Annotated in this window: 23 protein-coding genes, 6 pseudogenes and 1 riboswitch; of the genes and pseudogenes, 25 read left to right on the forward strand and 4 right to left on the reverse strand. The window is 52.6% G+C overall.

What is annotated here, in order from left to right:
- Positions 1–106 precede the first annotated feature (106 nt).
- On the forward strand, positions 107–361 hold the full coding sequence (locus JCM15764_RS02100) for a hypothetical protein (RefSeq protein WP_054692069.1): 255 nt from the start codon (positions 107–109) through the stop codon (positions 359–361).
- Between the two features lie 57 nt (positions 362–418).
- On the opposite strand, the pseudogene JCM15764_RS21245 reads toward JCM15764_RS02100, so the two are convergent.
- The 3 genes and pseudogenes from JCM15764_RS21245 to JCM15764_RS27680 form a co-directional block, all read right to left on the reverse strand.
- A pseudogene (locus JCM15764_RS21245) lies at positions 419–589 on the reverse strand (4Fe-4S dicluster domain-containing protein); the annotation flags it as partial.
- Complete coding sequence (locus tag JCM15764_RS21250) at positions 586–747, reverse strand: hypothetical protein (protein ID WP_243688170.1); 162 nt, start codon at positions 745–747, stop codon at positions 586–588. The gene JCM15764_RS21250 and the pseudogene JCM15764_RS21245, both read right to left, overlap by 4 nt.
- 76 nt (positions 748–823) lie before the next feature.
- Positions 824–1,893 (reverse strand): annotated as a pseudogene (locus tag JCM15764_RS27680) (branched-chain amino acid aminotransferase).
- 232 nt (positions 1,894–2,125) lie between these two features.
- Between JCM15764_RS27680 and rpoH the strand changes: the two are divergent.
- From rpoH to cysN, 16 genes and pseudogenes are all read left to right on the forward strand, one after another.
- Positions 2,126–2,975: pseudogene (gene rpoH, locus JCM15764_RS02110) on the forward strand (RNA polymerase sigma factor RpoH).
- Between the two features lie 187 nt (positions 2,976–3,162).
- Positions 3,163–3,271, forward strand: a riboswitch (SAM riboswitch).
- Between the two features lie 70 nt (positions 3,272–3,341).
- The gene (locus JCM15764_RS02115) at positions 3,342–4,595 is read left to right on the forward strand and encodes an O-acetylhomoserine aminocarboxypropyltransferase/cysteine synthase family protein (RefSeq protein WP_054692073.1); all 1,254 of its coding nucleotides are present in this window, start codon (positions 3,342–3,344) and stop codon (positions 4,593–4,595) included.
- 15 nt (positions 4,596–4,610) lie between these two features.
- Positions 4,611–4,826: a sulfur carrier protein ThiS gene (thiS, locus tag JCM15764_RS02120; protein ID WP_054692076.1), complete on the forward strand. Its 216-nt coding sequence runs from the start codon at positions 4,611–4,613 to the stop codon at positions 4,824–4,826.
- Positions 4,826–5,634 (forward strand): annotated as a pseudogene (locus JCM15764_RS02125) (HesA/MoeB/ThiF family protein). The gene thiS and the pseudogene JCM15764_RS02125 overlap by 1 nt, the downstream one beginning before the upstream one ends.
- A gap of 74 nt (positions 5,635–5,708) precedes the next feature.
- Positions 5,709–6,107, forward strand: coding sequence for a M67 family metallopeptidase (locus JCM15764_RS02130; protein ID WP_054692133.1), 399 nt, complete (start codon positions 5,709–5,711; stop codon positions 6,105–6,107).
- 110 nt (positions 6,108–6,217) lie between these two features.
- Positions 6,218–7,165: a ferredoxin-like domain-containing protein gene (locus JCM15764_RS02135; RefSeq protein WP_054692079.1), complete on the forward strand. Its 948-nt coding sequence runs from the start codon at positions 6,218–6,220 to the stop codon at positions 7,163–7,165.
- Positions 7,166–7,196: 31 nt separating this feature from the next.
- Entirely contained in the window at positions 7,197–7,421 is a 225-nt protein-coding gene (locus JCM15764_RS02140) for a sulfurtransferase TusA family protein (RefSeq protein ID WP_012645892.1), read from the forward strand.
- 47 nt (positions 7,422–7,468) lie between these two features.
- Positions 7,469–7,816: a hypothetical protein gene (locus JCM15764_RS21255; protein WP_243688171.1), complete on the forward strand. Its 348-nt coding sequence runs from the start codon at positions 7,469–7,471 to the stop codon at positions 7,814–7,816.
- The gene (locus JCM15764_RS21260; protein WP_243688172.1) at positions 7,758–8,270 is read left to right on the forward strand and encodes a hypothetical protein; all 513 of its coding nucleotides are present in this window, start codon (positions 7,758–7,760) and stop codon (positions 8,268–8,270) included. Before JCM15764_RS21255 ends, JCM15764_RS21260 begins: the two co-directional genes overlap by 59 nt.
- Positions 8,270–8,437, forward strand: coding sequence for a hypothetical protein (locus JCM15764_RS21265; RefSeq protein ID WP_243688173.1), 168 nt, complete (start codon positions 8,270–8,272; stop codon positions 8,435–8,437). Before JCM15764_RS21260 ends, JCM15764_RS21265 begins: the two co-directional genes overlap by 1 nt.
- Entirely contained in the window at positions 8,434–8,913 is a 480-nt protein-coding gene (locus JCM15764_RS25875; RefSeq protein ID WP_279384213.1) for an SLC13 family permease, read from the forward strand. The genes JCM15764_RS21265 and JCM15764_RS25875 overlap by 4 nt, the downstream gene beginning before the upstream one ends.
- Before the next feature lie 2 nt (positions 8,914–8,915).
- Entirely contained in the window at positions 8,916–9,365 is a 450-nt protein-coding gene (locus JCM15764_RS25880) for an SLC13 family permease (protein WP_279384214.1), read from the forward strand.
- Positions 9,334–9,708: an anion permease gene (locus JCM15764_RS25885; protein WP_279384215.1), complete on the forward strand. Its 375-nt coding sequence runs from the start codon at positions 9,334–9,336 to the stop codon at positions 9,706–9,708. Before JCM15764_RS25880 ends, JCM15764_RS25885 begins: the two co-directional genes overlap by 32 nt.
- Before the next feature lie 81 nt (positions 9,709–9,789).
- Positions 9,790–10,482, forward strand: a complete 693-nt coding sequence (locus tag JCM15764_RS02155) for a phosphoadenylyl-sulfate reductase (protein WP_243688174.1) — start codon at positions 9,790–9,792, stop codon at positions 10,480–10,482.
- A gap of 154 nt (positions 10,483–10,636) precedes the next feature.
- Positions 10,637–11,539 (forward strand): annotated as a pseudogene (gene cysD / locus JCM15764_RS02160) (sulfate adenylyltransferase subunit CysD).
- 136 nt (positions 11,540–11,675) lie between these two features.
- A pseudogene (cysN, locus tag JCM15764_RS27685) lies at positions 11,676–13,351 on the forward strand (sulfate adenylyltransferase subunit CysN).
- Positions 13,352–13,449: 98 nt separating this feature from the next.
- Here cysN and JCM15764_RS02170 read toward each other — a convergent pair.
- Positions 13,450–13,932: a helix-turn-helix domain-containing protein gene (locus JCM15764_RS02170; protein WP_243688175.1), complete on the reverse strand. Its 483-nt coding sequence runs from the start codon at positions 13,930–13,932 to the stop codon at positions 13,450–13,452.
- Between the two features lie 136 nt (positions 13,933–14,068).
- On the opposite strand from JCM15764_RS02170, the gene JCM15764_RS02175 reads away from it, so the two are divergent.
- From JCM15764_RS02175 to JCM15764_RS02210, 8 genes are all read left to right on the forward strand, one after another.
- Positions 14,069–14,365, forward strand: coding sequence for a hypothetical protein (locus JCM15764_RS02175; protein ID WP_054692082.1), 297 nt, complete (start codon positions 14,069–14,071; stop codon positions 14,363–14,365).
- A gap of 16 nt (positions 14,366–14,381) precedes the next feature.
- On the forward strand, positions 14,382–14,804 hold the full coding sequence (locus JCM15764_RS02180; protein ID WP_054692085.1) for a response regulator: 423 nt from the start codon (positions 14,382–14,384) through the stop codon (positions 14,802–14,804).
- A 671-nt stretch (positions 14,805–15,475) separates the two neighbouring features.
- Entirely contained in the window at positions 15,476–16,429 is a 954-nt protein-coding gene (locus JCM15764_RS02185; RefSeq protein WP_243688176.1) for a transglutaminase domain-containing protein, read from the forward strand.
- An 8-nt stretch (positions 16,430–16,437) separates the two neighbouring features.
- Positions 16,438–17,994 carry a hypothetical protein gene (locus JCM15764_RS02190; RefSeq protein ID WP_054692092.1) on the forward strand — a complete coding sequence of 519 codons (1,557 nt, stop codon included), beginning with the start codon at positions 16,438–16,440 and terminating at the stop codon, positions 17,992–17,994.
- Entirely contained in the window at positions 17,970–18,605 is a 636-nt protein-coding gene (locus JCM15764_RS02195; RefSeq protein ID WP_054692095.1) for a hypothetical protein, read from the forward strand. Before JCM15764_RS02190 ends, JCM15764_RS02195 begins: the two co-directional genes overlap by 25 nt.
- Positions 18,606–18,613: 8 nt before the next feature.
- On the forward strand, positions 18,614–19,543 hold the full coding sequence (locus JCM15764_RS02200; RefSeq protein ID WP_054692098.1) for a hypothetical protein: 930 nt from the start codon (positions 18,614–18,616) through the stop codon (positions 19,541–19,543).
- Positions 19,544–19,549: 6 nt separating this feature from the next.
- Complete coding sequence (locus tag JCM15764_RS02205; RefSeq protein WP_054692101.1) at positions 19,550–20,074, forward strand: M23 family metallopeptidase; 525 nt, start codon at positions 19,550–19,552, stop codon at positions 20,072–20,074.
- Between the two features lie 68 nt (positions 20,075–20,142).
- Positions 20,143–20,919 (forward strand): prenyltransferase/squalene oxidase repeat-containing protein (locus JCM15764_RS02210; protein WP_243688177.1); only part of this gene is annotated, 777 nt, incomplete at its 3' end.

Below are 20,919 nucleotides of genomic sequence, written 5' to 3' on the forward strand. Positions count from 1 at the left end.
ACACGGAAAAATAAGGATGGTAGTAATTCCAGTGAGTTAACTCGCGTTGGCCTTGGCATGTATTTGGAAAAGGCAAGGTAAGAGGAAAAACTTCTGGAGGTGCACCATGAAACGCTTAATTTTCCTGGCTGTGGCGATAGGTTGTCTGAATGGTTGCAGTGAATTGAGAATTATCGGCGCGGCGGCAATGAACGAGCTTCGCTCTGAGGGCATAAATACGGAGATGGCCGCCTACCGGCAGCCGGATTTGAAGAGTGAAGAAGCGAAGGCCGAAGAAAAACCGGTGGTGGTGGCGAAGGCTGTTGTAACTCCGGTGCCTAAGGCGAAAAATTACAGGAAAGGGGCCTGGGAACATTTCTGAAAATTCTGCGGTGGCTGCCCGGTTCATTTCTCCCCGACAAGGTGAAATGGCGCTTACCGGACAGACGGCACAGGCTTGGCAGGATCTGCATCGGTTTTGATGGTGTCGCACGGCGTGTTTTCTGTATCCTTCGACCTCCAGTGTTATGAGGTGGTGGGGACAGGCTGAAACACAGCGACCACAACCGGTGCATTTTATTTTGTCGATTGGCGGCGGGAGAATCTTCACTTCGGCTCAAGGGTCAGTTCAAGCTGTTTCCAGGTGCAGCGCTTGATCTTGGGACCGGCATAATAGCGGGGACAGGCGGCAATGAGTACGGCTGCCGGCTGTTTGCACGTGCGGCGGCAGGAAAGGCAGAGGGTATTCGCTTCGGGGTGTTCTTTCATGGTCCCACCTGCAGGGAAATCCCCGTGGCCCTCTCGGGCCGCGGGATTGGATAATACTACTGCTTAATGCAACCTGTTAAATCTTCTGGATCCAGCCGAAGCTGTCAGCAATTTTACCCGTCTGGATGCCGGACAGGGTGTCGTACAGCTTCTGCGTCAGTTTGCCCACCTTGCCGTCATCGATAGTCAGGCATTCATCTCTGTAACATATGGCGCCAACGGGGGTAACCACCGCTGCCGTGCCGCTGCCGAAGGCTTCCTTAACCTTGCCGGAACGAATGTCGTTCATCAGTTCCACCACGTCGATCTTGCGCTCTTCAATTTTGATCCCCAGTGATTTAGCCAGGGTGAGCACCGAGTCGCGGGTGATGCCGTGGAGGATTGAGCCGTCCAGCGGGGCGGTGACGATACGGTCTTCATAGGCGAAGAGCATGTTCATGGCGCCAACTTCCTCGATATAGCGCTTGTTAACGCCGTCCAGCCACAGCACCTGGTTCGTAGCCCTTTTTCTTTGCTTCCAGTCCCGCTTTCAGAGAGCTGGCATAGTTGCCGCCGGTCTTTGCCTCACCGGTTCCACCCGGCGTTGCCCGGACATAGCGGTCTTCCACAAGCAGTTTTATGGGGTTGAAGCCTGAGGCATAATAGGCGCCCACCGGCGAGAGAATGACAAAGAAATAGTAGTGATCGGAAGGATGGACGCCAAGCACCGGTTCTACGGCGATCATGGCCGGCCTGATGTAGAGGGATGTCCCCTCGGCGGAAGGCACCCAGTCCTTTTCCAGCTGTACCAGTTCCTTGATCCCCTGCAGGAAGAGCTCTTCCGGGATCTGGGGCATGCAGAGTCGGTCAGCAGAGACATTGAAACGCCGGGCATTCATTTCCGGCCGGAACAGGGCGATGCTGCCGTCGGACCAGCGGTAGGCCTTCAATCCTTCGAAAATCTCCTGCGCATAATGAAACACCAGGCAAGACGGGTCGAGGACAAAAGGGGCATAGGGTTCAATCCGGGCATCGACAGCCCTTGCCGCTTTTCCATTCCACCATCAGCATGCGGTCGGTAAAAATCTTGCCGAAACCGAGCTGCGACTCATCTGCTATCTTTGTCTTTCTTTTCTCCTCGGGAAGAGAAACCTTCTTGATTTCCATCTGCTTGAACCTCCGGTTTACCGCGCCATGCGTCGTTATTAATGTCCTAATCATGTATCATATATGTTATTGTCCGGCAAGGTTTTTAGAACCATTTGCCCACCTGTAATGCTTGCTGCGTACTTCTTTTAAAACTTTTGCCTATTGATTTTTCTTCCGGCTGTTGTTAAATTATTAGCACTCGATTCTGAAGAGTGCTAAAGATGCTGGCCCTGTATTCAGGAGGATTCAAATGAACTATTCAATGCCTGTCGTAGTCGATAATCTGAGCCTCTACCTTGCTGAAATCAAGCGTTTTCCGGTCCTTTCTCCCGAGGAGGAGCATGAATGCGCAGTCAGGTTCTATGAAAAGAAGGACCTGGAAGCGGCGCACAAGCTGATCACCTCAAACCTCCGCTTTGTGGTGAAGATTGCCGGCGAATATCGCGCCTATGGTATGAAGATGCTGGACCTGATCCAGGAAGGCAATGTGGCTGATGATGGCGGTGCGCAAGTTCAATCCGCACAAGGGCTTTCGTCTCATTTCCTATGCCGTCTGGTGGATCCGCGCTTATATCCAGAATCACATCATCTCTGCCTGGAGCCTCTTGAAGATCGGCACCACCCAAGCGCAAAGGAAGCTGTTCTTTAAGCTGAACCAGGCTAAAAGTGCCATCAGGAACATGACCGGTGGCGGCGAAGATTTTCAGGCGACAGCCGAAGCCCTCGATGTGAAGGAAACGGAAGTGGCGGAAATGGACCAGCGGATGCGGGGAGATTTTTTTCTCGACGCCCAGGTGATTACCGGGGAAGGGCTGACCATGCTGGAGAGCCTCCCCGACGAGCGGCGTAATCAGGAGGAACTTCTGGCTGAAGCACAGGAGAACGCTCTTCTGGAGAAACAGGTTGCCTCTGCCTTGACCTGCCTCAATGAGAAGGAGCGCTATGTCATCGAACAGAGGGTTTCTGCCGAGAGTCCCCTGACGCTCCAGGAGATTGCCGATCATTTTTCCATCTCCCGGGAAAGGGTAAGGCAGATCGAGGAAGGAGCCCTGAAAAAAATGAAGCAGGCACTGCTGCCCTTGGTAACGCAGACGGTCTAGAATTAAATCCAGTTGCAGTTATAAAAGGCGATCTCTTAGGGGTCGCCTTTTTTAATGGCTGAATTAATGTTGACTAAATAGGTGTAAAAAGCTATTTATATTTAATACTAAAAAAGTGCAGTAATATGCAAAAATTAACTTTACAATTTAGTTAAAGTACCATAGAGTCATATCAAAATTTCAACCTTCTTTATCGAGAGTGGTGGAGGGAAAGGCCTGCGAAACCACAGCAACCTGTGCTTTTTTATTGCAACGGGTGCTAATTCCTGCCGATAAGTAACCGGCGAAGATGAGGTGGGTGCTTGGCGAAATTCTCGCACGAAGCCCCTGCTAACCCAAAGGGGCTTTTTTTTGTAAGGGGAGAGTATGACAGACAAGGCCAGAACATACGGATTTGAAACATTGCTGATCCATGGAGGTCTGGAGCCGGGACCGGCCGGGGCAACCACCGTGCCTATCGTTCAGTCCTCTTCCTTTGCCCATGCCACGGCTGAGGACCTGGAGGATATCTTCCGCGGCCGTAAGGTCGGCCAGGTATATACCCGGGTCGGCAATCCGACGACGGAAGGTCTGGAGAAGCGACTGGCGGTCCTGGAAGGGGGGCAATCGGCAGTCGCCACGGCTTCGGGCATGGCTGCCATCACCACAGCGGTCATGGCCATTGTCCGGGCAGGAGATGAGATCCTTTCCTCCTCATCACTCTTTGGCGGCACTTTTTCCCTGTTCCGCGATACCCTGTCTGCCTACGGCATCACCACCCGCTTTGTCGATCCCACTGATTTGGAGGCAGTAAAAACGGGTATAAACGACAAAACCCGCCTCGTTTTTCTGGAAACGATCGGCAATCCGAAAATGGATGTGCCCGATATTCCAGCAGTTGCCCAACTTGCCAGGGAAGCAGGTATCCCGCTCATGGTGGATGCAACGGTGACTACTCCCTACCTGGCCACGGGAAAAGATCTGGGAGCGGATATCGTTGTTCATTCGACGAGCAAGTTCATCAACGGCACCGGCAGTGCCATCGGTGGCGCCATTATCGATGTCGGCCGGTTCAACTGGCAGAGTGGGAAATTTCCACACTTTGAGCCGTTCTTCAAAAAATATCGCGGCTTTGCCTTTACTGCCAGGGTAAGAAAGTTAATCCATAAGGATTTCGGCGCCTGTGCTGCTCCCATGAACTCATTCCTCTTAACGGAGGGAATTGAGACACTGGCCTTGCGCATGGAGCGTCACTGCAGCAACGCCCTGAAGCTGGCCCAATTCCTCCAGGGGCAGCCAAAGGTCGTCTGGGTGAATTATCCGGGCCTTGCCGACAACCCTTACCACCAAGTGGCGAAAAAGTTATATGGGGACAGATTCGGTGGAGTTCTGACCTTCGGTCTGGCCGACAAGGCGGCTGCTTTCAGTTTTATCAACGGGGTCAGGCTGGCGCGGAATCTGGCCAATATAGGCGACGCAAAGACACTGGTCATCCATCCCGCGAGCACCATCTGTGCCGACTTCGGTCCAGAGGAAAAGGGGCTGATGGGGGTGGGTGAAGAGATGGTACGGGTGTCGACGGGCATTGAAAACATAAATGACATTATCGAGGATTTTCGGTTATCCTTGGACCAATTGTAAAGAAGGAGATGAGAGATGAATCTGACGGTAAACGGTAAAGCGGCAACAATAGCGGGCAAGGATAATCTGGACGTCAATGCTCTGTTGGTGGAACTGAAGGTGGAACAGCCCGACTACGTGACGGTGGAGCTGAATGGCGACATCCTGGAGCGTGACAATTTCGGCCAGACCGTGGTCAAGGACGGCGACACGGTGGAATTCCTCTATTTCATGGGTGGAGGGAACCTTTAATGCTGACAGAAGACCAGATAGCCCGCTATTCCCGCCACATCATCCTCAAGGAAGTTGGCGGCAAGGGGCAGAAAAAATTGTTTGACGGCAAGGTGATGATCATCGGCGCCGGTGGGCTCGGCTCCCCCATTGCCCTCTACCTGGCGGCGGCCGGGGTCGGCACCATCGGCATTGCCGATGCCGATGTGGTAGATCTTTCCAACCTGCAGCGCCAGGTGATACACCAGACCAAGGATGTGGGGATCGCCAAGGTGCTATCCGCCAAGGAAAAGATGCAGGCCATCAATCCCGAACTCACGGTCAACACTTACGAGGAATGGATCAGCGCCGCCAATATCACCGACATCATCAAGGACTATGATTTCGTCATCGACGGCACCGACAACTTTGCTGCCAAGTTTCTTATCAATGATGCCTGTGTGCTGGCCGGTAAGCCCTATTCCCACGGCGGCATTCTCCAGTTCGACGGCCAGACCATCACTATCGAGCCGGGTAAGTCGGCCTGCTACCGTTGCATCTTTCCCACGCCGCCACCCAAAGACGCCATTCCCACCTGTTCCACGGCGGGGGTTATCGGGGTGCTGCCGGGGGTGATCGGCACCATTCAGGCTACCGAGGCAATCAAGTTCCTGCTGGGCAAGGGAGAGCTTTTGACCGGGCGCTTCTTACCTACAGCGCTCTGCGGATGAGATTCCGCGAGGTGCCCATCAAGAAGAACGGCAAATGTCCCATCTGCGGTGACAACCCCACCATTACCCAGGTGGTGGACGAACTGGACGCACTGAATGTGTGCGACCTGGAAAAATGAGCAGCTTCCGCACCTGCGCAATATTGCTGAATTGATACGTGAAATCTGCCGATAATGTTTTTGAAAGGTCATTCATGCTTAAAATCCCCAAAGTAATCCATGACGATATCATCGCCCATGCCAGGGCGGGATTTCCCCTTGAAGTATGCGGCATCCTCGGTGGCACTGCAGGGACGGTTTCCGTTATCTACCGGATGACCAATACCGATCAGAGCAATGAACACTTCATGATGGACCCCAAGGAGCAGTTTGCCGTCATCAAGGAGCTGCGCGCCAATGGGTTGGAGATGCTGGCCATTTACCACTCCCATCCCGAGACGCCGGCTCGCCCGTCGGAGGAGGATATCCGCCTGGCACTGACCCCGAATGTTTCCTATGTCATTGCCTCATTGGCTGAACAGGAAAAGCCGGCAGTCAATTCCTTCAGTATCAGCGGCGGAACTGTCATGCCAGAACCTATTGAGATAATCTGAAGCTTTCTTTACTGTGTTGGTGTAGTATCTCTTTGTATTTTATCTTGACTGTTTTACTGATAATCCTGTAGGATGCTTTTACCTGAACTTGAGCAATGGAGTGGATAAATATGGCAAACGACAGCGGCAAGACCAGCATCAATCTGGGCAACCTCAAGGCAGGGGGCTTTATCAAGGAGAGGGGCAAGGACCTCTTCACCGTCAGGCTGAGGGTTCCCGGCGGGAGAATGACCGTCCCCCGACTGAAGAAAATAGCCCAAGTGGCCGAAAAATTCGGTGGGGAATTTGTCCACCTTTCCGTGCGGCAATCCATCGAACTGATCAATATCAATTTCAGGGACTTTGATGCCGTTGTTGCCGAGCTGGGTGAAGGCGAGCAGAAGGTCGCCTCCTGCGGTGCCCGGGTAAGGGTGCCTACTGCTTGCGGCGGCTGCGAATACAACCCCAATGGTCTGGTGGACACCCAACGTTCCGCCCTCGAAGTAGACGAGAAGCTCTTCGGTACTCCCACCGGCCACCATAAATTCAAGGTCGGCTTTGCCGGCTGCCCCTTTGACTGCCCTAAATCGGCAACCAACGATGTGGGTTTCCAGGGTGCGATCTGGCCTGAGCTGCACGCTGACGAGTGCATCAGCTGCGGCCTCTGCGCCAAGTCCTGCACGGAGGGGGCCATTGCCATGGGAGCGGACGGCAAACCTGAATTCAACGCTGATGCCTGCATCTACTGTGGCGATTGCGTCAAGGTCTGTCCAACCGAAGCTTGGAAGGTAGCAAAAAAAGGCTATACGGTGCGGATTGGCGGCAAATGGGGTCGGCATCCGTTAGTGGGTACACTTTTCGCCACCTTCCTCCCTGAAGACCGGGTGGTGGATTTTATCGGCGAGGTCCTGGCCTGGTACAAGGAGAAGGCCGATGGCGCCGGCCGCATCAGGATTGGCGACATCATTATCAGGGAAGGGGCTGATTCGCTTTTAACTCGCCTGAGGGCCAGGTTTCCTGACTTTGTTGCCGAAAAAACCATCGCCCCGCAGGTGATAGAAACTCAGGTGGGGAAATAATAGTTCCAGGTTCGAAGTAAGGGAGAAATATATGCAAACAGTTGATTTACGTGGCGTCTCCTGCCCGACCAATTTTGTCAAGGCCAAGCTGGCGCTGGAAATGCTGGACGAGGGGGAAACGGTGGAGTTCCTTCTGGATGACGGCGAACCGGTCAAAAATGTCCCCCGCAGCCTGAAGGGGGAAGGGCATAAACTTCTGGGGCTGAAGCAGGTGGAGAGCCATTACGTCCTGACCCTGGAAAAGGTCGGGGAATAATCAGGGCTGACAAGCCCCCAGCTTCTGCTTATAGGCTATAAATGACAGTGGACCAGCAAAAACTGCGAGATATGATCACCCAGCCGAAGACCACCTTCATGGCTGGCGCGCTGCGACGCGAGGGGAACGTATTCTTCATCGACGGGGAGCTGCCTGCAAAGTCGAGCCTGGAAGCACTTTTCGACAGTCACTGCCAGTCTCCGGCGGAGCTGTTCTGCATTTCCTTTCGCAACGTGAGTGACTTCCATTGCGGAGAGGATCTGGCCAGACTGGTTAAAAAAAAATTTCAGCGCTCACCTGCTCGGACGATTCCGGTTTCCCCCTTCCTTGCCCCTGATGGAAAGGGCTTACGCGGCAGGGATCGATATCATCGACATACCACTGGGTGTATTTGATCCGGACATAGCCCGTGAGCGGGCGCTTAACCGTGAGGCGCTCCTGATATCTTTATCAAATGCGCTTACAGTCTTTCCCCGCTGGTCGGTGGTTTCCACGCTGGACGCCGGTGAAGAGCCGGCATCATCCACCCGGGCAGGCATAGACCATTTGCTTGCCGCCGGTATTTTACCATTGGTGGAGCTGGCGGCGCCGCCTGCAGGCAGACCTGCTTCAGAGATCGGCAATCTGTTCGAACAACTGGCAGGAAGCTGGCGCAGCCGGAAGGCAACGATCAAGCCCCTCCAGCCATTGATCGATGTTACGACTCCTCTTGCTCCGCTCAAATCAAAAGGGGTGCTAAAGGGGCTCTTTGACAAGGTATATGAGCAGAAGTTGCTGGCGGCCTCTGATTTACGCCGCAGTCTCAGGGTGCGACAGATTGAACAGTCATTCGAATCGGCGGGGCTGTAATGGAGCAGATTGAAAAGCCTCTAAAGATCGACCGCCGCCCCATGTGGCTGATTTTGGCCGACCGCACCATGCACTACCAGGTCTTTGCCGGACTGATCATCCTCTGCACGGTGCTGTTTCAGCTGAAGCCTCCTCAGGGGCTTTCAGTGGAAGCTACCACGCCATGATCCTTTTCGGCGCCACCATCTTCCTTTGGGTTTCAAGTTTGCTGCCCCTGGCGGTGACCTCTCTGCTGGCCATGGCAATGATACCGCTGCTCGGCATCATGGAAGCGAAAAAGACCTATGCCTTGTTCGGCAACGAGGCAGTCTTCTTCATTCTAGGGGCCTTCATCATGGCCGCCGCCATGAGCGGCACAGGTCTTTCGTCCCGCCTGGCACGGGCAATGCTGGTCCGCTTCGGCAGCACCCCAAAAAAGCTGGGCCTGACCGTCTACCTTCTCAGCGCCTTTCTCTCCTTCTGTATGAGCGAACATGCGGTGGCCGCCATGATGTTCCCCATCGTGGTGGAAATAAGCGGCAGTCTGGGGCTGCAGAGCGAAAAGAACAGCTACGGCAAACTGCTTTTCATGAGCATCGGCTGGGGCTGTGTCATCGGCGGCATCGCCACCTTTCTTGGCGGAGCCGGGCGCCGTTGGCGGTAGGGATGCTTCGGGAGAGTACCGGCCTCGATTTCTCCTTCTTCGAATGGACCATGGCAGCCATCATGATTGTCCTTCCGCTGCTGGTGATTGGCTATCTCCTGCTGCTCTGGCTATTTCCCCAGGACATTGACAGTGTGGACGAAGGGCTCAGGTTTCTCAACCGAAAGCGATTGGAAGTGGGTCGAATGAGTTATGACGAGATAATTGTCGCTTTGGTGACGGTCGTCACCATTCTGGCCTGGGTATTTCTCGGTAAACAGCTGGGGCTTGCAAGCATTGCCACCCTGGCGGTGGTCGCTCTTTTTGCCTGTCGGGTGGTGTCATGGCAGAGCATCGAGGAGTATGTGAACTGGGGCGTGATCCTCATGTACGGCGGGGCCATTGCCATTGCTTCAGCCTGGAAAAGACCGGCGCTGCACAATGGCTGGCCGGCCAAGCCTGGCAGGTCTTAATGACTCTCCCTTTCTGGTCATCACCGTCATGTCGCTGATCTCACTGCTGCTTACCGAATGTATCAGCAATGCGGCGGTGATCGCCATCCTCCTGCCCATCGGCATCAGTCTGTCCAAATCCATGGGAATGGATCCGCGGGTGATGACCCTGGCAGTGGCCCTTCCCGCTGGCCTTGCCTATTGTCTGCCCATGGGGACCCCGGCTAACGCCATCGTTTTTTCTTCAGGCTTCCTTAAGAGCAGGGAGATGATCCTGCCGGGAATGCTGATCATGGCCATATCGTGGCTGCTGTTTCTCGCTTCGGCTTGGCTGGTCTGGCCGCTGATCGGCTTCAGGATATAACCATTGTAGGGGCGCTGCTTGCCGCGCCTGATGGAACCAACAATAGTGGGGCAGCAAGCGGCGCCCCTGCAAGGATGTCACGTGAAACATATCCCTGAAATATCGGCAGACGCCACTCCGGAGGAGATTCTCAAGGCCGGTTTCGAGGCCACCGGGGGTAATATTGCCCTGGCCTGCTCCTTTTCCGTTGAGGATGTGGTCATCATCGACATGGCCCAGGCCCTATCCTTGCCCCTGCGCGTTTTCGCCCTGGATACGGGACGTCTCCACGAAGAGACCTACGAGGTTGCCGATGCCCTCACTGATCGCTACCGGATCAAGATAGACTGGTATTATCCCCGCCATGAAGCGGTTGAGCAGCTGTTGCGGGAAAAAGGGACCTTCTCCTTCCGGGAATCCCTGGAAAACCGCCACGAGTGCTGTCATATCCGCAAGGTGGAGCCATTGGGCAGAGCTCTGAAAGGGCTTGATGGCTGGATCACCGGCCTTCGCCGGGAACAGAGCATGACCCGCACCGGTCTTGCCCCGATCGAGGTGGATGACACCAACGGCGGCATCATCAAGGTAAACCCACTCCTGGAATGGACGGAAGAGCAGGTCTGGTCCTACGCCAAATTTCGGCGCATCCCCACCAACCGTCTCCACAGCAAGGGCTATCCATCCATCGGCTGCGCCCCCTGTACCAGGCCGGTGGCGCCGGGAGAGCATGCGAGGGCGGGCAGGTGGTGGTGGGAGAATCCAGAGCATAAGGAATGTGGGCTGCATCGGAGATGATGACGATGTGGCTTTTCCGCCAGAGCTGCGTAGTCTTCGGCACCCCTTGTGCGGCGTAGCGCTGCTACGCCTCCGCGCGGTCCCTCGACAGCCTTGCTCTGACGCAAAATCCGCATCCGATTGGTTTAGAACATAGTGTCACCTGGAGATAGAAATGATCCACAACCTTACCCACCTGCAGCAATTGGAGGCCGAGTCAATCCACATCATTCGCGAGTGGTGGCTGAATTTGCCAACCCGGTGATGCTCTACTCCATCGGCAAGGACTCGGCGGTCATGCTGCACCTGGCACGCAAGGCCTTTTATCCGGCGCCGCCCCCCTTTCCGCTCCTGCACGTGGATACTACCTGGAAATTCCGCGAGATGATCCAGTTCAGAGACCGGATGGCTGCCGAATGCGGTCTCGACCTGATCGTTCATGTGAATGAAGAGGGGGTAAAAAATGGCATCTCCCCCTTCACCCACGGCTCGGCGCTCTACACCGACGTGATGAAGACCGAGGGGCTGAAGCAGGCTCTTGACAAGTACAAGTTCGACGCTGCCTTCGGCGGAGCTCGCCGGGATGAGGAAAAATCCCGGGCCAAGGAACGGATCTTCTCCTTCCGCTCTGCCAACCACCGCTGGGATCCGAAGAACCAGCGCCCGGAGTTGTGGAACCTCTACAACACCAGGATCAAGCCGGGGGAGAGCATCCGGGTCTTCCCGCTGTCCAACTGGACCGAGCTGGACGTCTGGCAGTACATCCACCTGGAGAACATTCCCATTGTGCCCCTCTATTATGCCGCGGTCCGGCCGGTGGTGGAGCGGGACGGCATGCTCATCATGGTGGACGACGAGCGCCTGGAGCTGAAACCGGACGAGAAGGTGCAGTACAGGTCAGTCCGGTTCCGCACCCTTGGATGCTACCCGCTTACCGGGGCGGTGGAATCAACCGCCGATACGCTGCCGCAGATCATCCAGGAGATGCTCCTCACCCGCACATCCGAGCGCCAGGGGCGCCTGATCGACCATGACCAGGCGGTCAATGGAGAAGAAAAAACAAGAAGGCTATTTCTAGGAAGAAACGCCGCTTTTCCGCCCTGGCTGCGTAAGTCTTCGGCTTCGGTTGTGCGACGTAGCGCTGCTACGTCTCCGCCCTCCGCCTCGACAGCCTTGCCAGGACAAAAAATCGACGTTTCTTAGGTGGAAGGGTTATGGCACATCAATCGGAATTGATCGAAAAAGATATTCTCGCTTATCTCAAGAGTCAGGAAGAGAAGTCGCTCCTGCGCTTCATCACTTGCGGCAGCGTGGACGACGGCAAGAGCACCCTTATCGGGCGGCTCTTGTGGGATTCCAAGATGGTCTTCGAGGACCAGTTGGCGGCGCTGGAGGTGGATAGTAAGAAAGTCGGCACCCAGGGGGGCGCCATCGACTATGCGCTGCTCCTGGACGGCCTGCAGGCGGAGCGGGAGCAGGGAATCACCATCGACGTGGCTTACCGCTTCTTCTCCACCGATCGGCGCAAGTTCATTGTTGCCGACACTCCCGGTCACGAGCAGTATACCCGCAACATGGTTACCGGCGCCTCCACGGCCCAGGTGGCCGTGATACTGGTGGACGCCCGCAAGGGGCTCCTGACCCAGACCCGGCGCCACAGCTACCTGGTCTCCCTGGTGGGCATTCGTCACGTGATGCTGGCCATCAACAAGATGGACCTCATCGACTTCGACCGGGAGCGGTACGAGTCGATCATACGAGATTACCAGGAGTTCGCCGCACCCCTCGGCTTCGCCTCCATTACCGCCATTCCCATCTCGGCCCTTAACGGCGACAATATCATCGAAAAGAGCGCCAACACCCAGTGGTATGACGGTCCGACGCTGATGAATTATCTGGAGACCGTGCGGGTCGAGGATGACACCCAGGAACAGCCGTTCCGGCTGCCGGTCCAGTGGGTCAACCGCCCCCATCTGGATTTCCGCGGGTTCTGTGGCACCATCGCCGCAGGCACCGTTCGCCCGGGGGATGAAGTCAAGGTCGCTTCAAACGGCCGCACGAGCACGTGGCCCGGATCGTAACCATGAACGGCGACCTTCCGCAAGCCGTGGCCGGCCAGGCTGTAACCCTGACCCTTGCTGACGAGATCGATATCAGCCGGGGTGACATGCTGTCAGCGACCGATGCGCCGCCCCGCCTTTCCCGGCACCCGGAGGCCCACCTGGTCTGGATGCACGACGAACCCCTGCAGCCGGGAAAGGTCTACCTGATGAAGACCGCCAGCGCCGTAACTCCCAGCCGGGTTACCCGCGTGCAGTTTGCGGTGGATGTCAACTCCCTGGAACAGAAACAGGTGCCGACACTGGGGCTGAATGGCATCGGCGTGGTCCGTCTGGAACTGGATCGGCCCGCTGCCTTCGATCCCTATCTGCACAACCGGGAGACCGGCAGCTTCATCCTCATCGACCGGTTCACCAACGCCACCGTGGCGGCAGGCATGGTGATCTCGGTTGCGCCGCTGGAGTCGCAGGGGCAGCCGACCGAACTGGATGCCAGCTCCACGGACACGGTTGGACTTCTCCCCCGGCGCTTCATTCTGACGGAATTTTCCCTGAGCGGTGCGGAACCGGGTGTGGCTGATTTCACAGCGGAACGTGGACCCATTGAATTCCAGGTATCGGAGAGTTTTCTCGACTATCTCGGCAAGGGTAACCGGATTCTCTTCAGGCTTCGGGATGTGGGGCAACTGGAACCGGTGGCCCGGATGGCCTATGAGCACAGGCTCAACTTCGAGTTCGGCCGTGACCGGGACCGGGTCAATGTGCTTCTCTACCGCGATCAGCAGAGTTCCGTTGTTCTTTCCGGGCAGGTGGACGGCGGTGGGTTGTAGAGGTCATTTTTCGTCGATCTTTTTTCGAACCTCTAAAAACGAGAGAGGCCGCATCCACAGGGGATGCGGCCTCTTTGTTATTGTGCAGAGGAATCGGTTTACTTTCTGTAGCTGGTCATTGTTTCAGCCGCCAAAAGGCAGGCCGCCGGTTCCTGTTCAGTTTCTTCCTCCTGATCACTTTTTGTCGTCTTCCTGTGCCTGCCCAGCACCTGAATGATCTCGATTAACAGGGGGAAATCCTCTTTGTCTACAAGCTTCAATGCCTCTACCAGTTGGCGCCCCGTTTCCTCGCTGATCAGGTAACGCAACTCCGAAGAGGCTATATCGCTGGCTGCAGCAAACAATTCGTCCTGGAAAAAGGTGGCTACCGGGACAGAGAGGGCATCGCTGATCTTAAGCAGTATCTTCAACGACGGCAGCTGCTCTCCCCGCTCAATCTTGCCGATGTAGGTATAATCCAGGCCGCCGCTGACCATCACCGCCAACTCTTTCTGGGTAAGGTTCTTTTCCATCCGCAATCTTTTCAGCCTGCTACCGATCTTTAGCTTCAACCTTAGCTCCCGCTCCCTGGTTTTCTTCAACAAATCGCCACCTTGTATAACGTTATTTCCACATGATGTCAATTGCATTACCTATAAATGTGACACATAGTCGTATTTAGTATTGACAAGAAAGAATATTTAGCCTATTTATTTAAAAAAAACAAAGGAGGCAGGCGTGGACAAGTTCCGGATATTGAGAAGCGTTGAAAGTTCAACCTTCCAGCGTCTGGAGCCCGAGGAATTACGCGTCTATCTCCTGCTGTTGGCAAACAGTGGCAAAAACGGAAGAGGGACCATCAACGGCAGATCCCTTCGGAAAGCAGCCGGCACCCACCTGTCCCGCAAAAAGATCGCCGAAATGTGCGAAACCCTGCGGGAGCATGGCCTTCTCCAAGGAGTTCTGCTCTTGCCCCACGATCCTACCGAACACGATCTGGTGCTGCGATACGGCATTGCCGACCCTTGCGGCTGACAGAGATGGAGAAAACATGAAAGATAGTGGAATACTGTTTGTTGACGACGATATTCTGTTTCTTGCCCTTCTGAGGGAGTGTTTCATGCAACGGGGGATCGTCATTCAGTGCGCCGAGAACGGCGAGGACGCCCTGCAGATGATTCAGCAGAGGCCTTTTGCAGTGCTGCTGACCGATCTGCAGATGCCGGGGATGGATGGCCTGGAACTGGCCGGGAAAGCACGGAAACTTATGCCGGACCTCCCTATCGTCCTGTGCACCGGTGCCGTGACACCAGAGGTGTGTGCCCTGGCCGAGGAGACCGGTATTACACAGGTGGTGCGCAAGCCGATACGCTTTTCCGAACTATTGGCCATAGTAGGGAATATCGTCAGCCTGCAGCAGACAGAAAACCTCCTGCAGATCTCTCCGTTGGAGGAATCGCTCGCGCCGGCATGAATAGTTGGCAGAAATCAAACCGAAAAATACAGCCTGTGTGGTTGACCTACCCTCATATAGTGGCCAGCATTTCCGTGGTGTAGTCCCTTCCTTATCGATCACCCATAATTTTAAATTAAAAATAATTGGAGAATTATATTCTTAATTAAGTTGTATTCCTTTCATCAGTTTTCTATAGTCCTGATTACCCTTTAAAAACAAGGATATAGACTGTAAAAATTTTTTACACTGTAAAATTTCTTTACACTTTTGGTGGCACTGATGAAATTTTGTGCACTTTTGGTGAAGAGCGGACTGCAGGATTAAAGTCAAAAATCTTTATGGGACGCGGATCACGGCGGAAGAGGCGGATTTAAACCCCAGGTCAAAGACTTAAGGCGTTTGACTTTATGCTTAATCCGCCTCGATCCGCAGTTTCCGCGTCCAATTCAGGTTTTGAGGATTTTAAGCCAGATTCCCACGTTGGTTGCAGTTTCCGCGTCTGAAAAAGATTTTAAAGGCTTTTGAATGGGACGCGGATCACCAAAAGTAGGCGCCTCTAGGCGAGGCGGAAGAGGCGGATTTAAACCCAAAAACAAAGGCTCCGGCTGTGGTTTTAGACTTGATCCGCCTTGATCCGCAGTTTCCGCCGTTTCCGCGTCCAATTTGCTTTTAATGTATTGAATGTTTTCATGGAGGGGAAAGATGTTCCGCAAATACGCACGTCAGATATCCGCAGTAGTTCTCTGCTTTTTTACCTGGACATCGGGAGGCCTGTTCAGCATTGCCAATGCCGCCCAGATCGAGCGAAAAAGGCCAAGGCACATAAGGTCGAGAAAAAGCCGGAGGGCTCAGAGGAGCGCTTTGCCAAGGCAACCGAAGAAGTCGAAGAGATCCTTAGCGATAAGAAGGAAGATCTGCAGACCAAGAAAGGGCGCCTGCGGAGCAAGAAAGCGGAGATCGACTCCCTCGATATGGAAGTGCGGCAACAGTTTGCCGAGACGGAAAAGAAGCTGAAAGATGCTAAGCTTCCCCCCGAGATCCTGGAGCGGCACCGCAAGTTCGTCAAGCACTACGACGACAACCTGGCCGAGCTGAAAGGCAACATCGACCGCATAGAAAAGGCAAAGGACGAGCCCGAAGCCGAAGTGGGCATGGAAAAGGCCCGCCAGCATTTAGAAAGGACTAAAGCACCATCCCGCCACCAAAAGCTCGACCCCAACAATCTCCCCCATCGCCAGCCCAAGGTTATCAAGCGCGAACCGCGCATGAAAAAGGAAGAGTTCGAGAAGGACCTGAAGAAGGACAAGCATGCCTGGAAGAAGCAGAAGCGGGTTCTGCTGGCTTCCACTGGCACAACGGCTGGGTTGTTGACACCGGATGATCTTGCAGAGACCATCGAGGTGCAGTTGACCCCGGAGATCAGGGCCAAGGCGCTGGAGCTGGGGAATAATCCGGTGAAGATCTATGAGTGGGTGCGGAATAATTTCAAGTTCGAGGCGTATTATGGCTCTCTGAAAGGTACTCAGCAGACGTTTCTGGAAAAATCGGGTAATGATTACGACCAAGCGAGCCTTCTTATTGCACTGCTACGAGCGGCGAATATACCTGCCAAATATGCTATGGCACTATTGAGTTGCCGATAGAGCGTGCAATGTCCTGGCTTGGAGTCAAAGACCCAAATACAGCAGGGGATATACTGGCTTCCGGCGGGATACCGGTAAAGGCGGGTGCAGGCGGTGGCAAAATTACATCCCTCCGCCTGGAACATGTTTGGGTAGAAGCCTTCGTCAACATGTATCCATCATTCGGAGCAAAGAATGGCCCCGGCAATGCCTGGACACCAATTGATCCGAGCTTTAAAGAGCACGAACTGAATACCTCCCTGGATGTGTCGAAGATTGTGAAATTCGATGAAGCCGACTATCTGCAGACACAGAGCAAGTTGCCACCATCTCTTGCCTACCTGTTCTCGCTGGAGGACTACCATACCGCCAACTATCAAGGCGGCATGCATAAAATGTTCTACCTGAAGAGGATCAAAGAGCATGAATTTGGGGTCTTGCTCGGCACGCTGCCATACAAAACCGTCGTTACCGGCAATAAATTCACCAGCATTGAGCCATCCCTGCGGCACAAGATCACCATAGGGCTGCACGATCCGGCAACAGGCGAATCTACTGCCGTAACCAAAGATGTCTGCAAACTTGCAGGCAAACAGATTACCGCATCCTATGCCCCCGCAACCGATCAGGACAATGCTGTCGTGACAAATTATGGTGGGTTACTGAAGACACCGGCCTATCTTGTAAAAGTCAAGGCACTAGTCAAGGTGGATAACACTATTGTCCTGGAAGGGCCATCGGTAGGCATGGGGGAGTCATTGAAATTAAACGTCCAGTTCACCACACCTGGCAGTTTCGGTGATTCCATAGAGACAGAGATGGCAGCAGGTATCTACTACAACATTGCGCTCTCAGCCCTGAATGTGGCAGATAAACAAGCTCTGGGCGGCCTCGATAATTCAGAAAACCTGGCCGGCACATTTTACGAATCCATCAACAGCGGAGATGACCAGGTCGGCAAGGTATTGCACAACGTAGGGCTGCAATACTTCACTCACACCAATAATGGATCGAGGCTGCTTGAAGGGGTCATGCACATCTATAACACCAGAGCAGTAAATGCCGGATTCGTATTCGTATCAGCGAAGTACAGCGAATTTTTTGGGATTACTGTATCACCCCCCATTATTTCAGGTCTTACCATCGACATACCAAGATACATCCAGTCTCCGTTCTCCATTACCGGTGATAAAGAGCAGGAAAAGGCATTTACTAAGATCAATGGGCTCAATACCTCATACTTTGAGCACGCCATCTGGGAAAGCTTCTCCGGTATTGATTCTGTTTCCACCGTAAAGCTTCTGCAACTGGCAAACGAGGCTGGCCTGTCTATCTATACCATCACGAGTGCAAATATAGACACAGTCCTGCCGTTGTTGGACCAAGGGCAACAGGTGAAGGACAACATCAGGAATTTGGTCGCTACTGGCAAAGAGGTAATCATACCCAGCAGCTACATAACGCGCAACGAATGGACAGGAACTGGCTATATGGTTAGGAAACCAGAAACCGGTGAAGGGGCTTACATGATTTCGAGGGGGCTTGCGGGGGGAGGAACACAATGCTGCCAGCTCATTCAGCATTAGGGCTCTTAGCGCGGCAATATGCTGCATTGGCAGTAGGCCAACCAGCCAATGATATTGCATTCAATAGCAGCCTCGAGAATTGGGGTGGGTTTGCATTAGACGAGTTCTCAGTATCGGCTGTCATGTTTATGTTGCTGGGAGCAGGGTATATACCGAGATTTGCCTACGCCTTTTCAAAGGCAGAGCTGCTTGATCTTATAAACAAGCAAGATAACATGATCATTTATTATAGCGGCCATGGGGGTAGTGGAACCAGTGGAGATGCTTTAGCTCCTGGATATGACAGTAATGGTAAACCTGAATTTGTTTATGCCTCTGATATCCGAGCTAATGCGCGAATAGCCTTTTTGAACTCCTGTAAAAGCTCTTTAAAAGGTAGTTTTTCTAATGCCTTTGGGCCGAGGAACGAATTAGTGTTGGGTTGGAATAACTCGATCGATTATATACAATCTTCATATTTTGGATATACATGGTGGAAAAATATGACTAATGGCATGACCGCTTTTGACTCCGCTTTTTCTATTGCATTTGGTCTATATATCCCCAAGGAATTTGATCTCTTCCCCAATAACCCTAAGATCATTATCTCTAATTACGCAACCCAATTATAGGAGTAGCAATGAAATCTCTATTGATATTATCAGCGTTTGTTTTAGTTGTTATTGTTGTAATAGTTTTTAGAATTTTTGATTGTCAAATCACTGATAAGGAAGCAATAAAATTGGCAAAGAATTTTTACTCAAAGATGGGAGTTGATTATACTACAGAGCCTGTTTTAGAACCCATAAGCTTAGGGAAATTGGTCGCTTTTGGGCCAAAGTCAAAGGTTTTAACGGATGATGAAATAAATAAAAAAATTGTGACAGTTATTAACTGTGAATCCGGTGAAGTGGCACATTTCGCAAATCATGGGCTTTTGTATGAAACTCTGGGTAAATATACCGAAACAATTGATAATAAGAAGCAGATTATAAAATGGCCACCAATTCTCTCTGAGCATAAGGCAAAGGAGATCTTGCAGTCACTTGCACAAAAAATTGATCTACCACAGGACGTCGAGTATTCAGATTTGCGTCTTGATAAAGATAATGCTATATGGACAGCACATTGGAAAAGAAAACTGAATGGGATACCCTATGAAAATGATTATGTAAACGTAAGCATAATGGCAACAGATGGGAGATTTTATGGCTTTAATAAATGGCTTAAAGGTAAACCCTGTCCCACTGGTGTAAAAATTAGTCAAGATGAAGCAATAAAAACTGCATATGAAAGGTTTGCTGACTTTTTTCCCAAAGAAAAATGGAGCAAAAATAAAGACAAATTTGAGCTAAAGTCTGCTGAACTCAAAATAGTTCAAGATAAAAGCTTGTGGCAAAAAGTTCTTGGTTTAAGTGGTAATTCCAGACTGGCTTGGGTAGTAGTATATGACACTAAACCGGGTATGGAAACAGAGACAATTGAAATTCTAAGAAAAGATCAGTCATTTATAAAAGTAGATGCAATAAGCAAGGCCATAATAAGTACTGAAATAAATGTTGTGCCCTAATTAATTATGAAATCTGCTCTTATAAAATTAGTCACAATCACTATATTACTAATAACAATTATTTTCATTGGTTGTGTGTTCCCCGGAGAGTTGGTAGTACCAGTCAAAGATGCAACCAAAAATGATTGGAATCCAAAGTCCTTCTGGTTCAGCCCATGGGGTAAATCCGGTGTTCACAAGGGTATTGATATTTTTGCCAAAGAAGGAACACCGGTCATTTCAGCCTGCTCTGGGCTTGTTGTCTCTGCTGAATCAAATGGCAACGGAGGTAATGTAGTTTCAATACTTGGTGCCAAGTGGCGTATTCATTACTATGCTCACCTCAAAGCTATCAGAGTTAGGGTCGGAGAATTCGTCCAGCAAGGATCAGAGGTAGGAACAGTTGGCACAACCGGAAATGCGGTCGGTAAAACACCACATCTACACTATGCCATAATCACCCAGATACCCTATGTATGGAACTATAGATCAGAAAAGCATGGCTTTGACAGAATATTTTTCCTTAATCCCCACAGCTTGCTGGTTCGCTAAAGTCCAGGTAGCAGTAACATGTGCGGAATGAACGTATTTAATGGAATAAAGATGCATGGAGAGGGCGCATGATGAAGAAGATATTCGGGTATTTCCTGCTGATATTGTTACCTTGGACAGTGACTGCGGAAGCCCAAAGCCCGGCAATAGTGAATGGCGTAGCGTGGCTGAAGGCTGTACAGGGCGTAGATGGCAGTTGGAGAAATTCTCCGTCTTCCACTGACTTCTATACAACCTCCTCTGTTTTAGAGTCATTTGCAACCTTGGGTGACACGTCAGCAGCCTTTACCAACGGTCTGCTATGGCTTCAGGCTGCAAATGCGACCAGCACCACGTACCTTGCTCCTAGGATCAAGCTGACCACCATTTCTGGCGGCGACGCCGCCAATGACCAAAATACTCTTCTTTCATACAGAAACAATGGTTCTGGCTGGGGCGGGTATCTGAATCAGGAAACAAGCAACTTCCACACCTCCCTCGCTCTCCAAGCCTTCAAATCTGCCAACTCCACCGACCAGACCCTCATCTTCAAAAGCATCAACTATCTCCTCTCCACCCAAAACCCCGACGGCGGCTGGGGCTTCGTCCAGAGTGAACAAAGCAACATTTACGTCACAGCCCATGTCCTCTCCACCCTTGCCCAATTCAAAGGCGTCTACCTCGCTGCTGCACAACTGGCAAGTGCAGCTAGCTACCTCCTCGCCAACCAGAATGCCGATGGCGGCTTCGGCGCTGATGGATCGACTGCCTATGAAACCGCCCTTGCGTTCATCGCCATCATGGAAAGCGGCCAGGGTCAGCTGGTACCACTGCAGAATGCCGTCAATTATCTTACCGCTACCCAA

This window comes from Geotalea toluenoxydans JCM 15764, assembly GCF_001311985.1.
In the GTDB taxonomy this organism is placed as follows: Bacteria; Desulfobacterota; Desulfuromonadia; order Geobacterales; family Geobacteraceae; genus Geotalea; species Geotalea toluenoxydans.